Source organism: Glycomyces sp. NPDC049804 (assembly GCF_040674615.1).
In the GTDB taxonomy this organism is placed as follows: Bacteria; Actinomycetota; Actinomycetes; order Mycobacteriales; family Micromonosporaceae; genus Glycomyces; species Glycomyces niveus.
Window position 1 is genome coordinate 13,576 of record NZ_JBFAMQ010000026.1, and the last position, 22,529, is coordinate 36,104.

The 22,529-nt window shown below is 71.6% G+C and carries 21 protein-coding genes; 15 read left to right on the forward strand and 6 right to left on the reverse strand.

Annotated features, from left to right (window positions below; genetic code table 11):
• Window positions 1–52 precede the first annotated feature (52 nt).
• The gene (locus AB0K52_RS24480; protein WP_363536756.1) at window positions 53–877 is read right to left on the reverse strand and encodes an ABC transporter permease; all 825 of its coding nucleotides are present in this window, start codon (window positions 875–877) and stop codon (window positions 53–55) included.
• The gene (locus AB0K52_RS24485) at window positions 874–1,794 is read right to left on the reverse strand and encodes an ABC transporter ATP-binding protein (RefSeq protein ID WP_363536759.1); all 921 of its coding nucleotides are present in this window, start codon (window positions 1,792–1,794) and stop codon (window positions 874–876) included. The genes AB0K52_RS24480 and AB0K52_RS24485 overlap by 4 nt, the downstream gene beginning before the upstream one ends.
• 144 nt (window positions 1,795–1,938) lie before the next feature.
• Here AB0K52_RS24485 and AB0K52_RS24490 point away from each other — a divergent pair, with 144 nt between their 5' ends.
• The 3 genes from AB0K52_RS24490 to AB0K52_RS24500 all read left to right on the forward strand — a co-directional run bounded on the left by AB0K52_RS24490 (window position 1,939) and on the right by AB0K52_RS24500 (window position 4,700).
• Window positions 1,939–3,135: a histidine kinase gene (locus tag AB0K52_RS24490; protein ID WP_363536761.1), complete on the forward strand. Its 1,197-nt coding sequence runs from the start codon at window positions 1,939–1,941 to the stop codon at window positions 3,133–3,135.
• Entirely contained in the window at window positions 3,132–3,809 is a 678-nt protein-coding gene (locus AB0K52_RS24495) for a response regulator transcription factor (protein ID WP_363536764.1), read from the forward strand. Before AB0K52_RS24490 ends, AB0K52_RS24495 begins: the two co-directional genes overlap by 4 nt.
• A gap of 111 nt (window positions 3,810–3,920) precedes the next feature.
• On the forward strand, window positions 3,921–4,700 hold the full coding sequence (locus AB0K52_RS24500; protein WP_363536767.1) for a VOC family protein: 780 nt from the start codon (window positions 3,921–3,923) through the stop codon (window positions 4,698–4,700).
• A 220-nt stretch (window positions 4,701–4,920) separates the two neighbouring features.
• Here the strand turns inward: AB0K52_RS24500 and AB0K52_RS24505 are convergent, their stop codons facing one another.
• On the reverse strand, window positions 4,921–6,312 hold the full coding sequence (locus AB0K52_RS24505) for an MFS transporter (RefSeq protein ID WP_363536770.1): 1,392 nt from the start codon (window positions 6,310–6,312) through the stop codon (window positions 4,921–4,923).
• Window positions 6,313–6,429: 117 nt separating this feature from the next.
• Here AB0K52_RS24505 and AB0K52_RS24510 point away from each other — a divergent pair, with 117 nt between their 5' ends.
• The 5 genes from AB0K52_RS24510 (at window position 6,430) to AB0K52_RS24530 (ending at window position 12,640) form a co-directional block, all read left to right on the forward strand.
• Window positions 6,430–7,353, forward strand: coding sequence for a LysR family transcriptional regulator (locus AB0K52_RS24510; protein WP_363536773.1), 924 nt, complete (start codon window positions 6,430–6,432; stop codon window positions 7,351–7,353).
• 85 nt (window positions 7,354–7,438) lie between these two features.
• Entirely contained in the window at window positions 7,439–8,824 is a 1,386-nt protein-coding gene (locus tag AB0K52_RS24515; protein WP_363536776.1) for a hypothetical protein, read from the forward strand.
• 155 nt (window positions 8,825–8,979) lie between these two features.
• Window positions 8,980–10,581, forward strand: coding sequence for an amino acid adenylation domain-containing protein (locus AB0K52_RS24520; RefSeq protein ID WP_363536779.1), 1,602 nt, complete (start codon window positions 8,980–8,982; stop codon window positions 10,579–10,581).
• Window positions 10,578–11,861, forward strand: coding sequence for a hypothetical protein (locus AB0K52_RS24525; RefSeq protein ID WP_363536782.1), 1,284 nt, complete (start codon window positions 10,578–10,580; stop codon window positions 11,859–11,861). The genes AB0K52_RS24520 and AB0K52_RS24525 overlap by 4 nt, the downstream gene beginning before the upstream one ends.
• 14 nt (window positions 11,862–11,875) lie before the next feature.
• The gene (locus AB0K52_RS24530; RefSeq protein ID WP_363536785.1) at window positions 11,876–12,640 is read left to right on the forward strand and encodes an enoyl-CoA hydratase-related protein; all 765 of its coding nucleotides are present in this window, start codon (window positions 11,876–11,878) and stop codon (window positions 12,638–12,640) included.
• 30 nt (window positions 12,641–12,670) lie between these two features.
• Here AB0K52_RS24530 and idi read toward each other — a convergent pair whose 3' ends face one another.
• On the reverse strand, window positions 12,671–13,219 hold the full coding sequence (gene idi, locus AB0K52_RS24535; protein WP_363536788.1) for an isopentenyl-diphosphate Delta-isomerase: 549 nt from the start codon (window positions 13,217–13,219) through the stop codon (window positions 12,671–12,673).
• Between the two features lie 136 nt (window positions 13,220–13,355).
• On the opposite strand from idi, the gene AB0K52_RS24540 reads away from it, so the two are divergent.
• Window positions 13,356–13,859 (forward strand): DUF4395 domain-containing protein, encoded by a 504-nt coding sequence (locus AB0K52_RS24540; RefSeq protein WP_363536791.1) that lies wholly within the window; start codon window positions 13,356–13,358, stop codon window positions 13,857–13,859.
• Between the two features lie 2 nt (window positions 13,860–13,861).
• On the opposite strand, the gene AB0K52_RS24545 is transcribed toward AB0K52_RS24540, so the two are convergent.
• Together AB0K52_RS24545 and AB0K52_RS24550 are read right to left on the reverse strand one after the other, a co-directional pair.
• Window positions 13,862–14,536, reverse strand: coding sequence for a DUF6766 family protein (locus AB0K52_RS24545; RefSeq protein WP_363536794.1), 675 nt, complete (start codon window positions 14,534–14,536; stop codon window positions 13,862–13,864).
• A gap of 98 nt (window positions 14,537–14,634) precedes the next feature.
• Window positions 14,635–15,033 (reverse strand): hypothetical protein, encoded by a 399-nt coding sequence (locus tag AB0K52_RS24550; protein WP_363536797.1) that lies wholly within the window; start codon window positions 15,031–15,033, stop codon window positions 14,635–14,637.
• Between the two features lie 125 nt (window positions 15,034–15,158).
• Between AB0K52_RS24550 and AB0K52_RS24555 the strand changes: the two genes are divergently transcribed.
• The 6 genes from AB0K52_RS24555 (at window position 15,159) to AB0K52_RS24580 (ending at window position 22,485) form a co-directional block, all read left to right on the forward strand.
• Complete coding sequence (locus AB0K52_RS24555; RefSeq protein WP_363536800.1) at window positions 15,159–16,556, forward strand: cellulase family glycosylhydrolase; 1,398 nt, start codon at window positions 15,159–15,161, stop codon at window positions 16,554–16,556.
• Between the two features lie 129 nt (window positions 16,557–16,685).
• On the forward strand, window positions 16,686–18,941 hold the full coding sequence (locus tag AB0K52_RS24560; RefSeq protein WP_363536803.1) for an alpha-L-arabinofuranosidase C-terminal domain-containing protein: 2,256 nt from the start codon (window positions 16,686–16,688) through the stop codon (window positions 18,939–18,941).
• Window positions 18,942–19,137: 196 nt separating this feature from the next.
• On the forward strand, window positions 19,138–20,592 hold the full coding sequence (locus tag AB0K52_RS24565; RefSeq protein WP_363536806.1) for a hypothetical protein: 1,455 nt from the start codon (window positions 19,138–19,140) through the stop codon (window positions 20,590–20,592).
• Window positions 20,580–21,698 (forward strand): hypothetical protein, encoded by a 1,119-nt coding sequence (locus tag AB0K52_RS24570; RefSeq protein WP_363536809.1) that lies wholly within the window; start codon window positions 20,580–20,582, stop codon window positions 21,696–21,698. Before AB0K52_RS24565 ends, AB0K52_RS24570 begins: the two co-directional genes overlap by 13 nt.
• Window positions 21,695–22,057: a hypothetical protein gene (locus AB0K52_RS24575; protein ID WP_363536812.1), complete on the forward strand. Its 363-nt coding sequence runs from the start codon at window positions 21,695–21,697 to the stop codon at window positions 22,055–22,057. The genes AB0K52_RS24570 and AB0K52_RS24575 overlap by 4 nt, the downstream gene beginning before the upstream one ends.
• Window positions 22,054–22,485 (forward strand): hypothetical protein, encoded by a 432-nt coding sequence (locus tag AB0K52_RS24580; protein ID WP_363536815.1) that lies wholly within the window; start codon window positions 22,054–22,056, stop codon window positions 22,483–22,485. Before AB0K52_RS24575 ends, AB0K52_RS24580 begins: the two co-directional genes overlap by 4 nt.
• Window positions 22,486–22,529 lie beyond the last annotated feature (44 nt).

A 22,529-nucleotide genomic window follows, 5' to 3' on the forward strand; every position in this document is an offset into this window, starting at 1 on the left:
CTCCAAAGCGCGGCCGACAGCGGTTTCCCGGTGTTGCGTGCAGTCTGCACGGTCAGACGTCGGAGCGCTTGAGGCGCCAGGCGGCCGCGCCGATCAGGGCGGCGACGTAGCCGGCGAAGACGCTCAGCCCGGCCCAGGGGGAGAGGTCGCCCTCCTGCTGGGTCACTTCGGTGAAGGCGCTGGCGGCGCTCTGCGGCAGGTACCGCACGACGTCGCTCCAGCTCTCGGGGATCAGCAGGGCCGCGATCCCGCTGAGCAGGAACATGACGCCGAAGTGGGTGGTGATCGCGCCGGGTGTGGAGCGCATGAGCGCGCCGAGGCCGATGCCGAGCAGGCCCGAGCCGGTCAGGACGACCGCGGTGCCGATCACGGCGCGGGCGACGCCCGGATCGGACCAGGACGCGCCGTTGTCGCCGATGATGGCCTGGCCCGCGGTGAAGACGACCGCGGCACCGGCGAGCGCGACGGTGAAGACCACTGCGCTGAAGACCGCGATCTTGGCCCACAGCACCGGGAGCCGCTTCGGGACGGCCGTGGCCGAGGAGCGGATCATGCCGGTGCCGTACTCGCCGGCCATGAGCAGCACTCCGAGGGTGCCGAACGCGAGCATCGCGAAGTTCGTGCCGGTGAGACTGGCGCTCACCGGGTCCGTGGGCTCGTTGCCGGGAGGACCGCCCGGCTCGGAGCCGTCGCCGAACATCGACGAGGCCAGGAGGCCGAAGCCGACGAGCAGGAGGACCCCGACGACCAGGGTGATCCAGGTGGAGCGCACGGACCAGAACTTGATCCATTCGCTTTTTACGACGCGGGCCTGGCTGACCCGCTTGCGGGGACGGGCGGCGACCCCGACCGGTTCGAGCGTTGCTGCAGTGGTCATCGTGCTTCTCCGATCAGCGTGGACTGGTATTCGACGGCGTCCTTGGTGAGTTCCATGAAGGCCTCCTCGAGCGAGGGGCGGACGACGGTGAGTTCGTGGAGGGCGATGCCGGCGGCGGCGGCGCGGTCGCCGATGGTCTCGGCGGTGAGGCCGGTGACCTCGAAGAGGCCGCGGTCGACGCTGAGCACGGTCGCGCCGGGCCCGGCGAGGAGGTCGTGGAGGGCGTTGGCGTGGGGCGAGCGGACGCGGACGCTCTCGTTGGCGGCGTTCTCGATGAAGCCGCTCACCGAGGTGTCGGCGATCATGCGGCCCTTGCCGATCACGATCAGGTGCTCGGCGGTGAGCGCCATCTCGCTCATCAGGTGCGAGGAGACGAACACGGTCCGGCCCTGCGCGGCGAGGTCCCGCATGAGGTTGCGGATCCACAGCACGCCTTCGGGGTCGAGGCCGTTGGTGGGTTCGTCGAGGATGACCACGTCGGGGTCGCCGAGGAGCGCCGAGGCGATCCCGAGCCGCTGGCCCATGCCGAGCGAGAACCCGCCGACCCGCTTGCGGGACACCTGGTGGAGGCCGACGATGTCGATCACTTCGTCGACGCGGGACTTCGGGATGCCCGTGGTGGCGGCCAGCGCGTGCAGGTGGCGGTACGCGGACCGTCCGGTGTGGACGGCCTTCGCGTCGAGGAGCGCGCCGGCCTGGTGGAGCGGGTCCGCGTGGTCGGCGTAGGGCCGGCCGTTGACGGTGGCGGTGCCGGAGGTCGGCCGGTCGAGGCCGAGGATCATCCGCATGGTGGTGGACTTCCCGGCGCCGTTGGGGCCGAGGAAGCCGGTGACGATGCCGGGCTTGACGGTGAAGGTGAGACCGTCGACGGCGGTCTTGTCGCCGTAGCGCTTGGTGAGGTCGTGTACTTCGATCATGCGGTCAAGTCTCGGATCCGGCGGTCGTAATCGTCGTCCTCCGGCGGCGGGCCGTTGGCCTACTGCGGTTGCGGTAGTCGCGCGGCCCGGCGTTACTGCGTGCGGACGATGACCTGCGTGTAGGCGGGCGGATACGATTTCGCCATGGCATGGGGGCAGGTTCGGGCGTGGACGCGCAGGCACGCGGCGCTCGTCGACGCGGTCTTCTCGGTCGTGTTCACCGGGCTGTTCTTCCTCGGTTACTTCCTCGGGGACGAGAAGGGGGAGCACGGTCCCCGTCCCGACCAGATCGACTTCCCGATCGCAGTGCATGTGATGGTGGGCGTGACGGCGGTGGTGTGCCTGTCGCTGCGGCGGCGCTGGCCCGAGCGGCTCCTGATCGCCGACACCGTGGTGCTGCTGGGGATCATCGCGGCGACCGGGAACCGTCATCCGCTGCTGCTGTTGACCTGGTTCATCGTCGGGTACACGTTCGCGCGGCGCACGAACCGGCGCCGGGCGTGGCTGGTGGCGGGCGCGTGCATCGCGGCCATGTACGTGGCGGCGGGGCTGTTCGGCGACGCCGCCTGGACCGCGCCGGACAATCTCGGGTTCGCGGCCTGGTCGATCGCGGTCATCGCGGTCGCGGACGCGACCCGCAGCCGCCGCGCCTACATCGACTCGGTCGAGGAGCGGGCCCGCCGCGCCGAGGAGTCCCGCGAGGAGGAGGCGCGCCGCCGCGTCGCCGAGGAGCGGCTGCGCATCGCGCGGGAGCTCCATGACGTTGTGGCCCACCACATCGCGGTGATCAACGTGCAGGCCGGGGCCGCCGCGCACGTCCTGCGGACCCGGCCCGAGGCGGTCGGGCCCGCGCTCGCGCACATCCGCCGCGCCGCCGACACGGTGATGCAGGAGCTCGGCTCGGTCGTCGGGGTGCTCCGCGGCGAGGACGAGCCGGACGCGCCCACCGAGCCGACCCGGGGCCTCGCGCGCCTCGCCGAACTCCTCGACTCGTTCGCGGCCGCCGGGCTCCAGGTCGAGCACCGCCAGAGCGGCACCGTCCGCGACCTGCCCGCCGTGGTCGACCTGGCCGCGTACCGCATCGTCCAGGAGTCGCTGACGAACGCGCACAAGTACGGCACGGGCCGCGCCGCGCTCGACGTGGCGTACACGCCGAGCGCGGTCACGATCGACGTCGGCAACGCGATCGGCCACGGCGCCGAGGCGACCGGGTCGGGGTACGGCCTGGTCGGCATGCGCGAGCGCGCCGCCGCCGCGGGCGGCACCGTCACCGCCGGACCCGTGGACGGCCGCTTCGCCGTCCACGCCGAACTGCCCGCCACCGCGAAGGAGACGCCGTGACCATCCGAGTCCTGCTGGCCGACGACCAGGCGCTCATCCGCGCGGGCTTCTCCATGATCATCGGCTCCGAGCCGGATCTGGAGATCGTCGGCGAGGCCGCGAACGGCCGCGAAGCGGTCGAGCTCGCCCGCTCCGAGCGCGCCGACGTCGTCCTCATGGACATCCGCATGCCCGAAGTGGACGGCATCGAGGCCACGAAGCGGATCGCCGCCGACGAGGACCTCGCGGGCGTGCGCGTCCTCGTCCTGACCACGTTCGAGAACGACGACAACGTGGTCCTGGCCCTGCGCGCGGGCGCGAGCGGGTTCCTCGGCAAAGGAGTCGAGCCCGCCGACCTCGTGCGCGCCATCCGGGTCGTCGCGGGCGGGGAGGCGCTGCTGTCGCCCAAGGCGACCCGCGGCATGATCGGCCGCTTCCTCGGCCAGAACGGGCCCGGCCCGCTCCCGAGCCCCGAACCCCTTGCGGCCCTAACCGAACGCGAACGCGAAGTCCTCGCCCTCGCCGCCCACGGCCTCTCCAACGACGACATCGCCGCCAAGCTCTACCTCTCGCCGCTCACCGCGAAGACCCACGTCAACCGGGCCATGACCAAGCTCGGCGTCCGCGACCGCGCCCAGCTCGTCGTCATCGCCTACCAGACCGGCCTGGTCCGCCCCGGCGACCCGCTCCCCTAGGACGGTCCGACCCCGGCGGGGAAGCGGTGGCGGACTTCAGCCGAGAACGCATTGACGTGTCGGTGGCCTGTGGCAAGGTCTGGGCAGCGATCCTCGACGAAGGAGCCGAACATGGCCGCGACAATGCCGAACGGCGCACCTGCGTGGGTGGATTCGGTCTCCACCGACTTCAGGCGCGACCGCGACTTCTACACAGGGCTGTTCGGCTGGTCCGCGGTCGGTTTCGGAGCTGAGGTGGAGTACTACGTCGACTTCCACCTCGGCGACACCGGAGGGAGCGGTCGGGCGATCGCCGGGCTCGTAGGCGCGTCGCCTGCGTTTCTGCCGGGCGTGCCCAGCCGCTGGACGGTCTACTTCCGCGTCGCCGAATGCGCGGACGCCGTTGCGCGCGCGATCGGACTCGGTGCCACCGTCGTCATGCCCGCTTCGCCGGTGGGTGAGGACTTGGTATACGCGCTCCTCGAAGACCCGGCGGGCTTCCACTTCGGACTCTTCGAGATCCGTTCCGACGGCGCTGGTCTGCAAGCATCGGGAGTGCGGGACGCACCGGTGTGGTACACGTTCGCCGCGGCCGACCTCACCGGTCCGCTCGACTGCTACCGGCGCCTGCTCGGCTGGACGATCAGCGGAGGGGAGGACGCGGACGAACCCCTCGCCGCTGCCTCCATAAGCGCACCGGGAGCCAGTGCCCCGTTCGCCGGCGTGAGTTCCGAGGAGGCGCCTGTGGGGTGGACCGTGTTCTACGGGGTCGACTCGGTCGAGGCGACCACTGCTCGCGCGGTCGCGCTCGGCGGAGCAATCGTCAAGGGCCCGTACGAGTCCGCAGGCCGCAACCTCGCCGAGATCGCCGCGCCCTCAGGTGCCCGTTTCGGCGTCGCCGCCAAGATCTGAGCAGCGGACCTTGCCGAGGGTCGGGAACGCCGGTGCCGCGCCCGATCCGGGCCCACGACTCGTCATCGATCTCCCATGGCTTCGCACTCCTGCCAACGAGGAAACCCGCGACCGCGCTTCGGCCAACCAGCCGGACCGCTCCGGAATGGAAGCGAGCGCTGGGGCGCAGCGGTGCCGGCCGCGGCTGTCAGGCCGCGGCCGGCGCTCGCTGCGGCGGGCGTCAGACGGCCGCGAGCTCCGGCTCCGGCGCGTCGGCCTTGCGGCGCAGGTTGAACGAGCCGATGACCACGGCCGTGACGGCCGCCGCGAGGGGCACCAGCATCGCGGCGCGGTAGCCGTCGAGGAGCGCCCCGGGCCCGCCCGAAGCGGTCGCGGCGACGTTCACCGCCGCGACCCCCGCGAGGCCGATGGCCGCGCCGAACTGGAACGACGTGTACAGGAGCCCGCCGGCGAGGCCCTGCTCCGACTCGTCGATCCCGTTGGTGGCGATGATCGTCAGCGGCCCGTAGGCGAGCGTGAACGCCATCCCGGTGGACACCAGGCTCGGCAGCAGCTCGAGGTACGACGCGTCTGCGCCCGCGGTCAGGAACAGCGCGTACGACAGCGCCGCGAACCCGAGGCCGGCCAGCAGCACCGGGGCGTTCCCGAAGCGCCGCACCAGCTTCGGCGTCAGCATCGGGGCGAGGACCACGTCGACGCCGAGGACCAGCATCGCGAGGCTCGCCTCGATCGTCGACCAGCCGCGCAGCTCCTGCAGGTACAGCACCACCAGGAACTGGAAGCCGAAGAACCCGGCCATGAACAGCATCCCGACCAGGTTGGCGCGCAACAGCGACGGCGAGCGCAGGATGCCCAGGCGCACCAGCGGCGCCGGGTGCCGCCGCTCGACCGCCCAGAACAAGGCGAACAGCACCAGGCTCGCCGCGGCCGTCCCGGCCGTCCATGCCAGCCCCACATGGGAGGCGCGTTCGACGCTGAGCACGAGCAGCACCACCGCCGCCGTGATCGTCAGGCCCCCGAGCAGGTCGAAGCGCCGGCCGTCCCGTTCCGGGCGGGCCGCCTTCGGGATGAGCAGCGCCGCCGCGACCAGCAGCACCAGCGACAGCAGCACCGGCATGAAGAACACCCACCGCCAGTCGAGCGCCGTGAGCAGGCCGCCGATGACCATGCCGAGTGTGAAACCGCCCGCGCCGATCGCGCCGTAGATCATCAGCGCCCGGTCGCGCTTCGGCCCCTCCTCGAACCCGGTGGTGATGATGGAGAGGCCGGCCGGGGTCATGAACGCGGCGGCCAGACCGGTCACGAACCGGGCCGCGATCAGGGTCGCCCCGTGCTCGGCGAGCCCGCCGAGGCCCGAGAACAGCAGGAACACGAACAGCGCGGCCAGGAACACCCGGCGGCGGCCCAGGATGTCCGCGGCCCGGCCGCCCAGCAGCATGAAGCCGCCGTAGCCGAGGACGTACGCGCTCACGACCCACTGCAGCGACCCGGTGGACAGGCCGAGGTCGGTGCGGATCGAGGGCAGGGCGATGTTGAGCATGGCGATGTCGATGCCCTCCAGGAAGATCGCTCCAGAAAGGACGAGCAGCACACCCCATTCACGGGCTTTCACAGGACACTCCTCAGGTCGGTTGCAGTGGCCCGGCAATCGTCGGCCCTGAGGCGGGCGGGAACAACGGCGAAGGCCGCAACGTTCGGTAAGTCAGGCTTACCGATGCGGAGGAACCCGATGGAACGCGACGAACTCGAGTGCTTCCTGATCCTGGCCGAGGAACTGCACTTCGGCCGCACGGCGACGCGCATGCGCCTCTCCCGCGCCCGCGTCAGCCAGCTCGTCCAGCGCCTCGAACGCCGCATCGGCGCGCCGCTGTTCGAGCGCACCAGCCGCACCGTGCGACTCACCGACCTCGGCGCGCGCCTCCGCGACGACGTCGAACCCCACCACCACGCCATCGAACGCGCCCTCGCCCGCACCGCCGCGGCCGCCCGCGGCCTCGGCGGGACCCTCCGCGTCGGATTCGCCGACTCGCTCACCGGCGAGATCGCCATCCGCGCCGTCGACGACCTCCGCGCCGCCCACCCCGAACTGGCCGTCGAGATCTGCGAGATGTCCTTCACCGATCCGTTCGCGCAGCTGCGCGAACGCTACTACGACGTCCAGTTCATGGAGCTCCCCGTGCGCGAAGGCGACCTCGCCAAAGGCCCGACCCTGCTCACCGAGGCCCGCGTCCTCGCCGTCGCCGCCGGCCACCCGCTCGCGTCCCGCCCCTGGCTGACCATGGACGACCTCGCCGAGACCCCCCTCCTCGCGATCGAGGGCGACATCCCCGACTACCGCCGCCCGCCCCGTACCACCCCCGACGGCCGCCCGATCCCCGCCGGACCCGGCATCACCAGCCTCCAGGAAGCCCTCATGCTCACGGCCGCGGGCAAAGGCGCGCTCCTCACCGGCGCCCACACCGCCGCCCACCAGCCCCGGCCCGGTATCGCCTACCTGCAGATCCTCGACGCCCCGCCGGTCCGGTACGGCCTGGCCTGGCGCGCCGACGAGCGCACCGCCGCCGTCGAAGCCTTCGCCGCCCGCGTCGCCACCGCCATCGAGGCACGCGAGCGGCCGCAGGCGCCCCAGGGACTCTCGGCGGCCGCCGCCTGAGATCGGCCGAAAGACCGAGGCCCCGGCCCCGGAATCGACCCGAAGGCCGACGCGGCCCGCCCGCGCCGGTGCCAGAATCGGGCCGGTGACCGAACCGATCCCGGGACCGAGCATGTCCCCCTTGGAGATCCTGGCCGTGCTCGGGGCGCTCGCCGTCGTACTCGCCCGCTGGCTCCCGCACCGGACCGCCGTCCTGCTCAACGGCGCGGCGACGGTCGCGGTCGCCGGGACCGCGCTCGCGGCCACCGGCCTGCGCTGGCAGCTGTACCCGGTCCTCGCCGTGGCCGCGACCGTCGCGGCCGTCGCGGTGGCACGACGCGGCCGCAGGCGGGTGCGCCGCCGGTTCGCGATCCCCGCGACGGCCGCCTGCCTGCTCGTCCTCGCCGGCGCGCCCGTCGCTGCCTGGGCGCTGCCCGTCCCGGTCTACCCCGAGCCGACCGGCGCGTACGCGGTCGGCACCGCGGTCTACCAGTGGACCGACGACACCCGACCCGAACCGCTCTCCGCGGACCCCGACGACCACCGCGCCGTGGTGGTCCAGCTCTGGTACCCGGCCGAGCCGCGGCCCGGCGCCGCGACGACCATCGGCGGCAGGCCCTCACTCGAAGCGTCCCAAGCGGTCACCGCGGCCTCCGCCGACTTCTTCGGCATCCCCGCGTTCCTCCTCGCCGAGGCCGCCGCAGCCCCCTCGCACGCCGTCGCCGACGCGCCGGCCGCCCCCGGCGACTTCCCGGTCATCGTCTTCTCGCCGGGCCTGAGCGCCACCCGCACCGCCAACACCGTCCTCGCCGAGGAATGGGCCAGCCGGGGGTACGCCGTCGCCGCCCTCGACCACCCCTACGACGCGGCGATCACCTATCTCGACGGCGAACCCGTCCACTCCCGCAACATCCTCACCACCACCGACGAGGACGAGATCGCCGCGATCAACCGCGCCAACATCGAGACCCGCGCCGCCGACCTCAGCTTCGTCCTCACCCGGCTCGAGACGATCGGACTCGCCGACCACCTCGACACCGACCGCGCCGCCGTCGCCGGCCACTCCCGCGGCGGCGCCGCCGCCCTCGCGGCACTGGCCGCCGACCCCCGCTTCGACGCCGCCGTCCACATCGACGGCGGCCTCGAACCGACCCTGCCGCCCGGCCCCTTCTCCCAACCGGCCCTGTCGATCACGAGTCCGATCTCCGCGGCGCGGAACCCCGACTACCTGCCGACGCTCGACACCGCCCTCGCCCTGGGCCCCGCCGGGACCTACCGCCTCTCGCTCCCCGGCGCCGGCCACTTCTCCTTCACCGACGCCGCCCTCTACTTCCCGCCGGTCCCTTCGGCGGTCGGCACCATCGGCCGCACCGAAGGCCTCCGCGCCACCGCCGACGCCGCCATGCTGTTCCTCGACGCCGTCCTCCGCGACCGGCCCGCGGACCTCCCCGCAGCCCTCGAGCGGTACGGCGACCTCGCCTTCCCCGCGTGAGGCCGCCGCGGGTCCCGTTCGGCCGCCTTGGGAAGCATTGACTTGAAATTGATTGAAATCTATACTTTCTCTCGTGTGAGCGCTACCACAGTTGGCGTGCGCATGTACCGAAAGGGTTGGGACTCAAGCAAACACATCTACCGGCGGGGTGACCTATGCCTGCAATCGACTACACATGGCAACAATACGACTACGTCAAGCAATCGAACGGAACGGCGCTGCTCGGCGCCCGCGGGGCTCCAATCGGATTGGAGGAACGGGACCAGCGCCTGTTCCGCCAGTTCGGATGGGGCCCCGCCCGCGCCGTGCCCCGAGTCGCGATGCACCAGCGCATCGAGCACTACGCGGCGACCACGCCCGACGCCGCCGCGGCGGCGCACCGCGGCCGCCGCCTCACCTACGGAGAACTCGAACGGCACGCCAACCGGCTCGCCGCCCACCTCATCGGCGACGGCGTCCGCCCCGGCGACCGCGTCGCGCTCGTCGTGCGCCGCGGCCTCCCCATGGTCGTCGGCATCCTCGCGATCCTCAAGACCGGCGCCGCCTACGTGCCGCAAGACGCCAAGATGGTCCGGACCCCGGCACTCCGGCACATCCTCGCGACCGCCCGCAGCACCATCGTCCTCACGCAATCCGATGCGCCCGTGGAGCTGCCGCAAGGCTGCACCGGCATCGACATCGACGAGGTCATGGCCGAGACGACCGACGTCCCGGCCCCGCGCGTGCCCGCCGACCCTCACGGCGCCTGCTACGTCCTGTTCACCTCGGGCACGACCGGCGCCCCCAACGGCGTCGCGGTCACCCACGCCAACCTCGCGAACCTCCTCCTGACCGACCCCGGCGACCTCGGCATCCGGCCGGGGACGACCGTGGGCCAGATCCTCAACATCGCCTTCGACATGGCCGCCTGGGAGATACTCGGCTGCCTCACCCACGGCGGCACGCTCCTCATCCGCGGCGACGACATCGCCGCCACCGCGCGCGAAGCCGAGGTCATCATCGCGACCCCGACGATCCTCTCGCGCCTCGATCCCGAAGCGTGCGAACGGGTCCGGACCGTGGCCGTCGCCGGAGAGCCGTGCCCCCGCGCGCTCGCCGACCGGTGGGCGCGGCGGTGCGCGTTCTACAACGGGTGCGGTCCGACCGAGACCACCATCGTCAACACGATGCAGCGCCACCACCCCGGGGCCGAGCGGCTGACCATCGGCCGCCCCACCCCCAACAACACCGTCTACATCCTCGACGAGCACGGGAAGCCCTGCCCCATAGGGGAAGTGGGGGAGATGTGGGCCGGCGGCGACGGCGTCTCCGCGGGCTACCTCGCCAACCCCGAGCTCAACGCCGAGCGGTACCGGCCCGACCCGTTCCTCGGCGGCGGCCGCACCATGTTCCGCACCCGCGACCTCGGCCGGTGGACCCCCGACGGCGAACTCGAGCACTTCGGGCGCACCGACGACCAGGTCAAGATCCGGGGCTTCCGGGTCGAACTCGACGCCGTCTCCGCGGTGCTCGAGAGCGTGCCCGGATGCGCCAGGGCCGCGACGGTGAAGCTCGACGACCGCTCGCTCGCGGCGTTCGTCCAGCCCGCCACCGTGGACGCCGATCTCGCGCGCAAGATCGTCGCCGAAGCCCTCCCGTACTACTGCGTCCCGGCCGCCATCCACCTGCTGGAAGCGCTCCCTCTCACCGATCGCGGCAAGATCGACAAAGCCCGGCTGCTGCGCCTCGCCCGGCTCGGGCGGGAGGCCACGGCATGACCCAGCTCAAGCACGCGCCGCTGGACGACGTCACGCTCCCGCCGCTCCTGCCCCTGGCGCGCCGCGTCTTCAAACACCCGGTCCTGATGCACTTCAACCGGCTCGCCGCCGCCGTGATCGCCGTCAACGCGATCGTCCTGGCGACCGCGCTGCCCGGCGTCGACGCCGAGTTCGCCTCGCGCGCGGCGCTGTTCAACTTCGCCCTGGCGATCCTCATCCGCCGCCAGCGCCTCATCAACCTGCTCTTCCGCATCGCCACCTCGGCGCCGGTCACCTGGCCGCTGCGGGTGCGGTGGACGCTGGCGAAGGTCTACCACTTCGGCGGCCTGCACGTCGGCGGCGCTGTGGCGGGCTCGCTGTGGTTCGCCGCGTTCGTCGCACTCGCCACAGTGGAGCGCGCTACGGCGGACGTGCTGCTCTTGGCGTATGCGCTCGTGGGGCTCTTCGCGGCGATGCTGGTGACGACGATCCCGAAGCTGCGGGCCGAGAACCACAACCGGTTCGAACTCGTGCACCGCTTCGGCGGGTGGTCCTCCCTGGTCCTGCTCTGGGCGCTCACCGTCGCGCAGATCGGACACCGGGAGCTGCTCGCCTCGCTCGAGTTCTGGGTGCTCGTCGCGCTCACCGCGGCGGTCGTCGCGCCGTGGACCCGGCTGCGCCGCGTCCCGGTCGACATCAAACGGCCGTCCTCGCACGTGGCGATCGCCCGGTTCACGCACGGCCGCAAGCCGTTCGCGGGCTCCTCGACGGCGATCAGCCGGTCGCCGCTCCTCGAATGGCACTCGTTCGCGAACATCCCCTCGCCCGACGAGCACGGCTTCCGCCTCACGATCTCGCGGGCGGGCGACTGGACCGGGAGGTTCATCGACGACCTGCCGTCCCACGTGTGGGTCAAGGGCATCACGACCGCGGGCGTGGCGAACATCGAGGTCCTGTTCCGCAAGGTCGTCTACGTCGCGACCGGCAGCGGCATCGGCCCCTGCCTGCCGCACCTGCTCGCGCAGGAGGTCCCGGCGCTGCTGGTGTGGTCGACGCGGTCGCCGCGCCAGACGTTCGGCGACGAGCTGGTCGACGAGATCCTCGCCGTCCAGCCGGAGGCCCGGATCTGGGACACGGCCCTGCACGGCAAGCCCGACATGGTCCGCCTCGCCGCCGCCGCCCACCGCGACTTCGGCGCCGAGGCCGTCATCTGCATCTCCAACAAGAAGCTCACCTGGCAGGTCGTACACGGCCTCGAGCGCCGCGGCATCCCCGCGTACGGCGCGATCTGGGACTCCTGAGAAAGGCGCGCGACATGCGACTGAAGATCGAACGCACCGGCCGGGTCGTGCGGGTGCGCCTGCACCGGCCCGAGGTCCTCAACGCCCTCGACACCGCGCTCATGACCGAACTGGTCGGCGCGCTGACCCCGCTCGACACCGACCCCGACGTGGGCTGCATCGTGGTCACCGGCTCGGAGCGGGCCTTCGCGGCGGGCGCCGACATCAAGGAGATGAGCGGGAAGTCGGCGGCGGACATGATCGCCGAGGACTACTTCGCGGGCTGGGAGGCCTTCGCCGCCCTGCGGACCCCGAAGATCGCGGCCGTCTCGGGGTACGCCCTCGGCGGCGGCTGCGAACTGGCGATGATGTGCGACATGATCATCGCGGCCGACACCGCCAAGTTCGGGCAGCCCGAGATCACGCTCGGCGTCATCCCCGGCATCGGTGGCACGCAGCGGCTGACCCGCCTGGTGGGCAAGGCGAAGGCGATGGACCTCATCCTCACCGGCCGCCTCGTCGACGCCGAAGAGGCCGAGCGGATCGGCCTGGTCTCCCGGGTCGTGCCCGCCGACCGGCTCGCGGACGAGGTCAACGCGGCCGCCGAGCAGATCGCCGGCTACGGCAAGCTCGCCGCGATGGCCGCCCGCGACTGCGTCGACCGGGCGCTCGAGACCGGGCTCGCCGACGGCATCCGCTACGAGCGGCGGGCGTTCCACGCCCTCTTCGCGACCGAGGATCAGAAGGAGGGCATGCGCGCCTTCCGCGAGAAGCGGCAGGCGGTCTTCACCGGGAAGTGAGGCACGGGGGCGGCGCTCACCGCGCCGCCCTCACCGCCGCAGGTACGCGTCGACCAGGCCCCACTCGTGCAACTGCGCGACCTGAAGCCGCGACCACGGCGAGAGGTCCGAGTCCGGGCGCGCCGCGCGGGCGACGTACGCGGCCCAGTCGACCCACGCGCACTCGCCGACCTCGCCCGCGTCGGGCGCGGGCTCGCCCTCGACGCGGCACAGGTACACCGGGCAGATCTCGTTCTCGACCACGCCGTTCGACTCGGCCCGGTACCGGAAGCTCGGCAGCGCGCACACCAGGTCCCGCGCCTCGACGCCCAACTCCATCGCGAGGCGCCGCCGGATCGCCGACTCCATGAACTCGCCCGGCCCCGGGTGCCCGCAGCACGTGTTCGTCCACACCCCCGGGAACGCCCGCTTGACCGCCGCCCGGCGGGTCACGAGCAGCCGCCCCGCGGCGTCGAACCCGTAGCAGGAGAACGCCAGGTGCAGGGGCGTCGCCGCGCCGTGCACCCGGTCCTTGCGTTCGCTGCCTATCGGCGCGCCGTCGTCGCCGAGCAGCACGACCATCTCCGTCGCTTCCCCCACACGAGCCCCCGTAGTCGATCGAGCACCGATGGTATCGCGGCCCGGAGATCAGCGCCTCCGCCAGAACGGGCCGCTCGGCGAACCCGGAGCTAGCATTGGGGGCCTTGCCCTGGTTCCTTCAGAAAGACGCCCGCCCATGCGCCGCCTGTTCAGCTTCCCCAACCCCGTGAACGAGGTCTCCGCCCGCCTCGTCGCCGCCGGCGTGGTCGCCATGAGCGCGGCCGCGCTCGTCTTCCAGCTCGAATGGCTCGTGGTCGTCATCGCGCTCGGCTTCATCGCCCGCGTCGCCACCGGCCCGAGCCTCAGCGTCCTCGGCCAGGTCGTGACCCGCGTCGTCACGCCCCGCCTCCCCATCGCCCCCAAGCCCGTCCCCGGCCCGCCCAAGCGCTTCGCGCAGGGCATCGGCGCGGCCTTCTCGATCGCCTCGGCGCTGCTGCTCCTCGTCTTCGACCTCGACCTCGCCGGCTGGATCGTCCTCGGCGCCCTCACCGCGGCCGCCGCCCTCGAGGCCTTCTTCGCGTTCTGCCTCGGCTGCAAGATCTTCGCCCTGCTCACCCGCGCCGGGCTCATCCCCGACACGGTCTGCGAGGCCTGCAACGACATCCGGGCCCGCACCGACGCCGCCCTCGAACGCGTCTGACCTCAGCCCGACTTCTCGGTCGTGTCGTGCGAGGTGCCGACCGGCTTCGAATCGGGTGAGCCGCGCTGGCGCCAGTAGACGCTGAAGACCGCGAGCGAGCCCACGGCCAGCAGCTCCGACTGCCAGTTCTGCAGCGTGCGGTTCCAGAACTCCGCCACGCCCAGGTACGCCGGCCAGCTCACCGGGTCCTGGAGCTCGGCGATCTGCTCGGCGTTGTACACGCTGAGGCCGGCCACCGACTGGGCGAACCACGACAGCAGGAAGATCACGGCCATCGCGATGCCGAGCGAGCGGGAGAACACCGCGGTGCGCCAGCCGCCCGCCTGCGCCCACTTCGGGGAGTCCTCGTCGGCGTACCGCCCGATCTCCTGCTGCTCGTCCGACTCGGTGCCGATCTGGTCCATCGGCTTCGACTCGGGCGAGCCGCGCTGGACGAGCCACACGGTCGCGAACACGTACAGGAAGAACTGCAGGTACTCCGACTGCCAGTTCTCCGCGACGTTCACCGCGAAGTCGCTCGAGGCCAGGTACTGCAGCAGCGTGACCTCGGGGCCGCCCTGCGAGAGCTGCCGGTCGTTGAAGTCCGCCTGCCCGGCGAAGGCCTGCCCGACCAGTGCGGCGAGGAACATGGCGCCGAAGCCCACGCTCAGGCCGTTGTCCCGCAGGAAGCGCTTCATTTCCCCTCCTCAGAGTCGCAGGAGGCCCACGGCGATGAAGTACGCGAGCCCGCCGAAGACCACGACCAGGTAGGCCGCGAACATGCTGCGCCGGTCCATCAGCCACCCACCTCGCACATGTAGGGACGCTCGCCCTGCGGCTCGCATCCGGCGGCGACGACCTTCCAGCCGTCCTCGAGTTCGACGAGGAACAGCACGTCCGAGTCGGTGCGCACCTGGGCGCGGTCGCCCCACACCTGGACTTCGCCGACCTCGCCGCTCGGCAGCTCCTCCGGTTCGAGCGAGGCCTCGCACGCGTCCCCCTCCGAGGCGACGAGCGCCGCGACGGTCTCCGGCGCGAGCGCTTCGCACGCGGCGGCCGCGTCGCCCCGGCCGACCGCTGCCGAGAACGTCTCGGCCGCGGCGGCCGCGCCCGACTCCCGCTGGCCGGTCCCGCAGCCCGCGGCTCCGGTGAGCATCACCAGGCCACAGACGGTGGCCAGCGTCGCGCGAAACATCTCCCCATTGTTCCCTCTGTCCGGCTCGCGCAAACGCCACTTGACGCGACCGCTAGATATTGACAAACTCCGATATAAAGTTGGGAGCGCTTCCCATCGAACCGGCATTCGACGAAGGGCAGAACATGCAACCCGGTAGAAGACGAAAACTCACCGCGATCATCGGCGCGGCCGCCGCGGCGCTCAGCGCCGGGGCCGTCAGCCTCGTCGCGTCCCAAGGCGCGAACGCCGCCCCGGGCTGCGAGGTCGACCTCAACGTCGTCAGCAGCTGGGGCTCGGGCTTCCAGGCCAACGTCAGCATCACCTCCGCCGAGGCCGTCGGCGACTGGACCGTCGAATGGGACTTCACCAGCGCTGTCTCCGGCATCAGCGCCTGGAACGTCACCGGCCAGACCCTCAGCGGCTCGCACTTCACCGCCGCCGATGCGGGCTGGAACGCACGGATCGAGGCCGGCCAGACCCGCGAGGTCTTCGGCTTCACCGCGAGCGGCGCCCCCGGCGACATCGCCAACGCCGAGGTCAACGGCATCGCCTGCGGCGACGGCGACGGCGAGCAGACCACCGAGCCCGAGCCCACCGAACCCACCCCGACCGACCCCGACCCCACCGACCCCGCGCCCGAGGGCACCCCGGTCCAAGAGCACGGCAAGCTCAGCGTCTGCGGCACCAAGATGTGCGACGCGTCCGGGAACCCGGTGCAGCTCAAGGGCGTCTCGAGCATGTGGCTGCACTGGCAGACCCAGCCGTACGCCCAGAACCTCTCGGCGCTCGAATGGATGCGCGACAACTGGAACATCGACGTCTTCCGCGTCGCCATGGGCGTCGAGCCCGAAGGCGCCTACCTCGACGACCCCGCCCGCTGGAAGTCCGAGGTGGAGACCGTGATCGACAACGCCGCCACCGCCGGCGTCTACGTGATCGTCGACTTCCACGCCCATGCGGCGCACCAGCACCAGTCCGAGGCCGTCGAGTTCTTCAGCGACCTCGCCGACCGCTACGGCCACCTCCCGAACATCATCTGGGAGACCTACAACGAGCCCGAGCAGGTCTCCTGGAGCGGCCAGGTCAAGCCGTACCACCAGGCCACCGTCGCCGCCATCCGGCAGCACGACCCTGACAACCTCATCATCCTCGGCACCCCGACCTGGTCCCAGGACGTCGACGTGGCCGCCGCCGACCCGGTCGCGGGCACCAACCTGATGTACACGCTGCACTTCTACTCCTGCACCCACGCCCAGTGGAACCGCGACAAGGCGAACACCGCCATCAGCCGCGGCCTCCCGATCTTCGTCACCGAATGGGGTGCCAGCGCCGCCGACGGCGGCCTCGACGGCCGCCTCTGCCTCGACGAGGCCCAGCGCTGGGTCGACTGGATGGAGGCCAACGGGATCTCCTGGGCCGCATGGAAGCTCGACGTCGGCAACGACTCGACCAACCTGCTCTCCGCAGGAGCGCCGCTGAACGGCGGCTGGAACAACCACCTCCACGGCCACGCCCCCTTCGTGGTCGAGAACCTCAAGTAGACAGGGAACGCGGCCCGGACCGAGCGGTCCGGGCCGCGTCGCGCCCCGCGCGGGACTTGACAGCACCGGGTCGGGAACGAGTAGAGTGATGCGACTTTACCGATAAAGACGCCGGGAAGGCGAGACACCATGACCCAGCGAGTCGACCTCCGAGTGGGCGCCGCCGTAGCCGACGCGGCCCCCGAGCTGTGGGGCCTGTTCATCGAGGACCTCAACGACGCCCTCGACGGCGGCCTCAACGCCGAACTCGTCCGCAACGGCGACTTCGAGTTCGCCCCCACCGACCGCGAAGGCTTCCACCCCCTCACCGGCTGGACCGTCGAAGGCACCGCCGCCGTCGCGACCGACGACCCGCTGCACCCCAACAACCTGCACTACACCGCCCTCACCGGCCCCGCCGCCATCACCAACGAAGGCTGGGACGGCATCGGCGCCACCGCGGGCCGGCGCCTCCGCCTTACCTTGTTCGCCCGCACGGCGGCACCCGTCCGCATCGGCGTCCAGTTGGGCGACCTCGCCGAAGCCGAACTCGAGGTGGAGGCAGGCGGCTGGCAGCGGCTCGAGACCGACCTCACCGCCACCGCGACCGGCCGAGGCGAACTGCGCCTCAGCGTCCCCGACGGCGCGGCCGTCGACATCGACGCCGTCTCCCTGCGCCCCCTCGGCGACGACGGCGAACCCCTCACCTTCCGCCCCGACCTCCTTGCGGCCCTCCAGGACCTCAAGCCCAGCTTCATCCGCTTCCCCGGCGGCTGCCTCGCCCACGGCCACGGACTCGACAACGTCTACCACTGGAAGCACTCGGTCGGCCCCCGCCACGAACGCGTCCACGCCCGCAACACCTGGAACTACCACCAGAGCCGCCAGATCGGGTACACCGAGTACTTCGAGCTCTGCGAGGCCACCGGCGCGACCGCCATCCCGATCGTCGCCGCCGGCGTCTGCTGCCAGAACTCGCCCGGCGGCCAGCACGCCATCCTCGAGTCTGAAATGGACGACTACATCCAGGACGTCCTCGACCTCGTCGAATACGCCAACGGCGGCACCGACACCCCTTGGGGCGCCAAGCGCGCCGAGCACGGCCACCCCGAGCCGTACGGCCTGCGCCACCTCGGCCTCGGCAACGAAGACCAGATCACCCCGGGCTTCCGCGACCGCTCCGCCCGCATCGAGGACGCCCTCCGCGCCGCCCACCCCGAGATCACCGTCATCGGCACCTCCGGCCCCATGACCTCCGGCGCCGACTACGACGCCGGCTGGGCCTACGCGCGCGAACGCGGCTTCGCGGTCGTCGACGAGCACGGCTACCAGAGCCCCCGCTGGCTCCACCAGAACCTCGACCGCTACGCCGCCTACGACCCCGACGGCCCCGAGGTCTACCTCGGCGAATACGGCAGCTGGTCCAGCAAGATCCGCTCGGCCCTCGCCGAGGCCGCCTACATGATCGGCCTCGAACGCAACCCCGTCGTCCGCCTCGCCTCCTACGCGCCCCTGCTCGCCCGGGTCGGGCACTCGCAGTGGACGCCCGACCTCATCTACTTCACCGCCGAGGACGTGCGGCTCACCGCCTCCTACTACGTCCAGCGCGCCTTCGCCGCCGAACGCGGCGAGCGCATCCACGAGGTCGAACTCGAAGGCGCGCAACCCGTCGCCCGCGATCTCCCGAAGGAGGGCGCGGCGGTCGTCCAATCGACCCGCGCCGCGATCGCCTTCAGCGACATCGTCATCGACGGCAACCCGATCTGCGATTCACGCACCGGTGCCGGAGGCGACGGCGTCGTCCTCGCCCAGATCGACCCGACCGCCACCGAGCTCTCGTTCACCGCCGTTCGCGAAAGCGGCACGGACGGCTTCGGCGTTCGCCTCGGCCCCGCCGACCCGCACACCCACATCCGGGTCGACTTCGCTCCCTGGCAGAACAAGAACACCTCGGTCTTCCGCCACGACGACGGCATCGGCAACCACGAGTCCGACCACCTCTGGCCCGGCATGGAAGACGGCGTCCCCGTCCACGTCCGCATCAACCTCGACGGCCCCCGCATCCGAGTCTGGGTCGACGGCGAACCCCACCACGACCACGCGCTCGACACCCGCCCCGAACACCGCGTCGCCGCCGGCGTCCTCTCCCGCACCGCCCCAGGCGGCCTCGAATACGTCACCCGCCTGGTCAACGCCGAAGACACCCCCAAGACCGTCCACATCGCCCTCGACCCCGGCGCCTACACCGCCGACATCGAACTCCTCACCGGCACCGGCCCCGACGAAGGCGCCCTCTTCGAAGCCTTCCCCACCCCGCCCACCCGCACCCAGGCCACGGGCGACGACGGCATCGCCATCACCCTCCCGCCCTGGACCTTCGCCGCAGCGGTAATCCGCGGAGCCTGAAAGCAGCGGGGCCCGGCGAAAGCCGGGCCCCGCCGTCCAATCTCGATGGCGGCGCATGGTGAGCCGGCAGTAAGGTGAGCGGTGCCGACCGCGGGACTCTGGTGCGACTCCCGGATCCGTTTCGTTAGCGCTAATTCGCCTTCGTGCCACTCTTTCCCCGGTCGGCGCCCCTTCCCCTCGAGACCCCGGACGCCCTATGGAACTCGTCGCCGACCGCACCGCCGCTGAGGACGTGCTGCTGTTCGTGAACGCCGCCATCGCCTCGACCGGGCAGCGCGAGTTCCACTCCAATGCCGACGCGCAGCAGTGGTCGATGGAGTTCCTGCACGAGTACATGCTCGTCAACTACCGGGACCTGTACGCCGCCACGCTCACACTCGGCGTCAACGATCGCAACGCCGCAGCGATCATCATGCGGCTCTTGCAGACCGGACGGGACGCAAGCGCAGCCCAGCGAGCCGTCGAAGGCGGGCTCATCGCCAAGTCGCTCGCCGAGATGCCGACGAACCGGGTCTACCACCTGTTCACGGCCCTGCGGAAGGCCCGGGTCAACAACCGGCGGACCCGCGCGATCATGCGCGAATGGCTCCTCAACCGCCCCGACCCCGCGTTCGAGGCCGTCAAGTACCGGTCCGCGTTCCAGGGCACGGTCCGCCACGCGCACATGAAAGTGGAAGACCTGCCCGTCGGCGAGCTGGACGCGTTCTTGTTCGGCTGGCAGGCGGCGGGGCGCTTCACCACGCCGCTGTTCGAGTCCTGGCGGCGCGCCCACTTCGACCGGCGGGCCGTGTTCGAGCTGCCGTATACCGTGGCGGAGGGCTTCGCCGCCAAGCACCGGATCACCCGCGCCGAGTTCTTGGAGAAGATCGCGCCCCAGCTCACGCGCGGCGAACGGCTGCGCCTCCAGCGGTCGGCCGCGCGGATCGGAGCGACCCACCTCGTCTCCGGCGTCACCGACCTCTCCCGGATGCCGCTCACCCGCCTCGCCGCGTACGCACTCGCACTGCCGGTGGAGGAACGCGAGGAGCGGCGACTCGAGCTGACCGACGCGCTCCGCGGGGCCGCGCTGCGCGTCGCGGGACTGCGGGCCGGGACCTGGGGACGGGTCGCGGCGGTGCTCGACGACAGCTACTCCGCGAGCGGGTCGAGCGAGAAGCGCAGGCGGCCGCTCGTCGTGGCCCTCGCCGCGCACTTCCTCCTTCAAGAGCTCGCCACCGACTACCGTCCCTTGTGGCTCTCGGGCGGCGACGATCCGCTCATGGTCCGCGCCCGCGGCGTCACCGCGCTCGGCGAGCGGATCCTCGACGGGCTGGAGACCCGCCCCGACCTGCTGGTCGTCGTCTCCGACGGCTGGGACAACGCGCCCGTCGGCATGGCCGCCGAAGTGCTGCGCGTCTGGGGCGAACGCCTCGACCCCGAGGGCACGACGGCCGTCGCGCACCTGAACCCGGTGTTCGACGCCGCGGGCCTGGAAGTGCGCCGCCTCTCGCCCACCACCCCCACGGTCGGCATCCGCGACGCCGAGGACCTGCCTGAACTGGTCGCGTTCGCCCGCTTCGCCACCGGCCGCACCGGGCTCGCCGAACTGCGCGAGCACATCGAGACGCGGGTCGCCCGCTGGCTCGCCGAGGAGACGCCTTGCAGCACCTGACCTTCGACGGCCTGCAGACCCGCCCCGGCCAGGTCTGGGGCGGCATCCGGCTCGTGCCGCTCGTCCGCGACGAGCCCATCACCTCACTGCGCCTGCACCCCAACGGCTTCTCCGAGGAACCGGCCCGCCGGTACGAGCCGCGCTGCTGCTACTCGCCGCACGGCCTCGCCGCCGAATGGACCGACGACGGCACCGCCGTGCCCGCCCTGGGCACGGCCCTGCGCATGCCCTCCAAGACCGTCCGCAAGTCCCTGCGGCCCAAGACGAAGCACGAACGGCGCACCCGCGTGCACTTCGTCCCGCACCAGATCGCGCTGGAAGCCTTCCTGCCGCTCACCTTCAGGTTCCCGGCGATCGCCTGGAAGGAGTGGTCGACGAGGGCGTTCCGCGCCCTACCGCGCGTCCCTGAGAATCACTACTCGGGCTACAACGTCGAAGGCCTCGCCGACGCCCTCCGCATCTTCGAAATCCACCATGGACAATGCGGGGTCCTGCTGTACGTCGCCGACGCGCTCGCCGCCGCCGTCGTCACCCCCCACCCCGACGACTACCGCGCCCTCCACCCGACCCTCGTCGAGGACGCGTTCGGCGAACTCATCTGGCGGTACGCGCACCTCCACGGCGACATCCCCGACTTCCGCGTCCATCTCGACGCGGACGCCGTCGACACGATCGCCGACCTCCGCGCCGCGATCGACACCGCCCGCCGCGACTGGACCGCCTTCCACGACGGCGTCATGGCCGCCGGCCTCCTCGACGCCGACTACGTCTTCACCGCCGAGTACCAGATGGAGCGGTACACCCTCCAGCGGTTCCGCCCCCGCTTCGAACCCGGCCGCGAAGCCCATGTGGGCGAAGCGATCACGGCCGACGACGGCCGCCTCGCCTACCTCCGCACCTTCCGCCTCTCAGAGAGCCAGTCCCGGCGGGGACGTCTCCTGCAGACCCTCGCCGAAAACGACTGGAACCTCGAAGCGTCAGCCGCCACCATGGGCATCGTGGTCCCCGCCCTCGCCGCACGCCTCCACGCCGCCGGCTACGGGCACCTCTTCCGCCAAGACCACCTCGACCACCACCTCGCAGCCAACCGAAAGGGCACGCGATGACGACGACGACCACCCTGTGGCGCCCCTGCGGCCCCGCCGAACTCGACCTCGTCCGCAAATCCGGCTGGACCGCCTGGCCGCCCCGCCTCCCCGAGCAGCCGATCTTCTACCCCGTCCTCAACGAGGACTACGCGACCCGCATCGCCCGCGACTGGAACGCCCCCCGCGACGGCGTCGGCTACGTGACCCGCTTCGCAGTCGACACCGCCTTCCTCGAGCGCTACCCCGTCCAGCAGGCCGGCGGCAGCACCATCCTCGAACTCTGGGTCCCCGCCGAAGAACTCGACGACTTCAACCGCCACATCGCCGGCACCATCGAAGTCACCGCCGAAATCCGCGACCCCGCGATCAAGCCATGAACCGGGTCGAATTCATCGTCGCGCCCGACGGGTCGACCTGCCTCGACATCAAGGTCGACGGCGTTCGGCTCCAAGAACTCGCGCGACGAGTCGAACTCGCATGTGCCACCGACGAAGAAGAGGCGGAAATCGCCGGCGGCTACGACGGCCTCACGCCGCTCCACGAAGTCTGCTGGCCCAGCCGCCACTTCCTCGGCGAACCGGCGCTCTCCGCGACCGACGACGGCGACACCGTCCTCCTCGGCTGCGACTGCGGCCTCTGGGGCTGCTGGCCGCTCGTCGCCCGAGTCGAAGTCGCCGCCGCCACCGTCACCTGGCGCGACTTCAAGAACCCATACCGCGAAGCCTGGGACCTGAGCGGCATCGGCCCCTTCGAATTCCAACGCGCCCAATACGAAGCGTCGCTCCGCGCCACCGAACAGGTGTGACGGCGGCGGGACCCCTCCCGCACGGGTGCCGGTACCAATGAGGA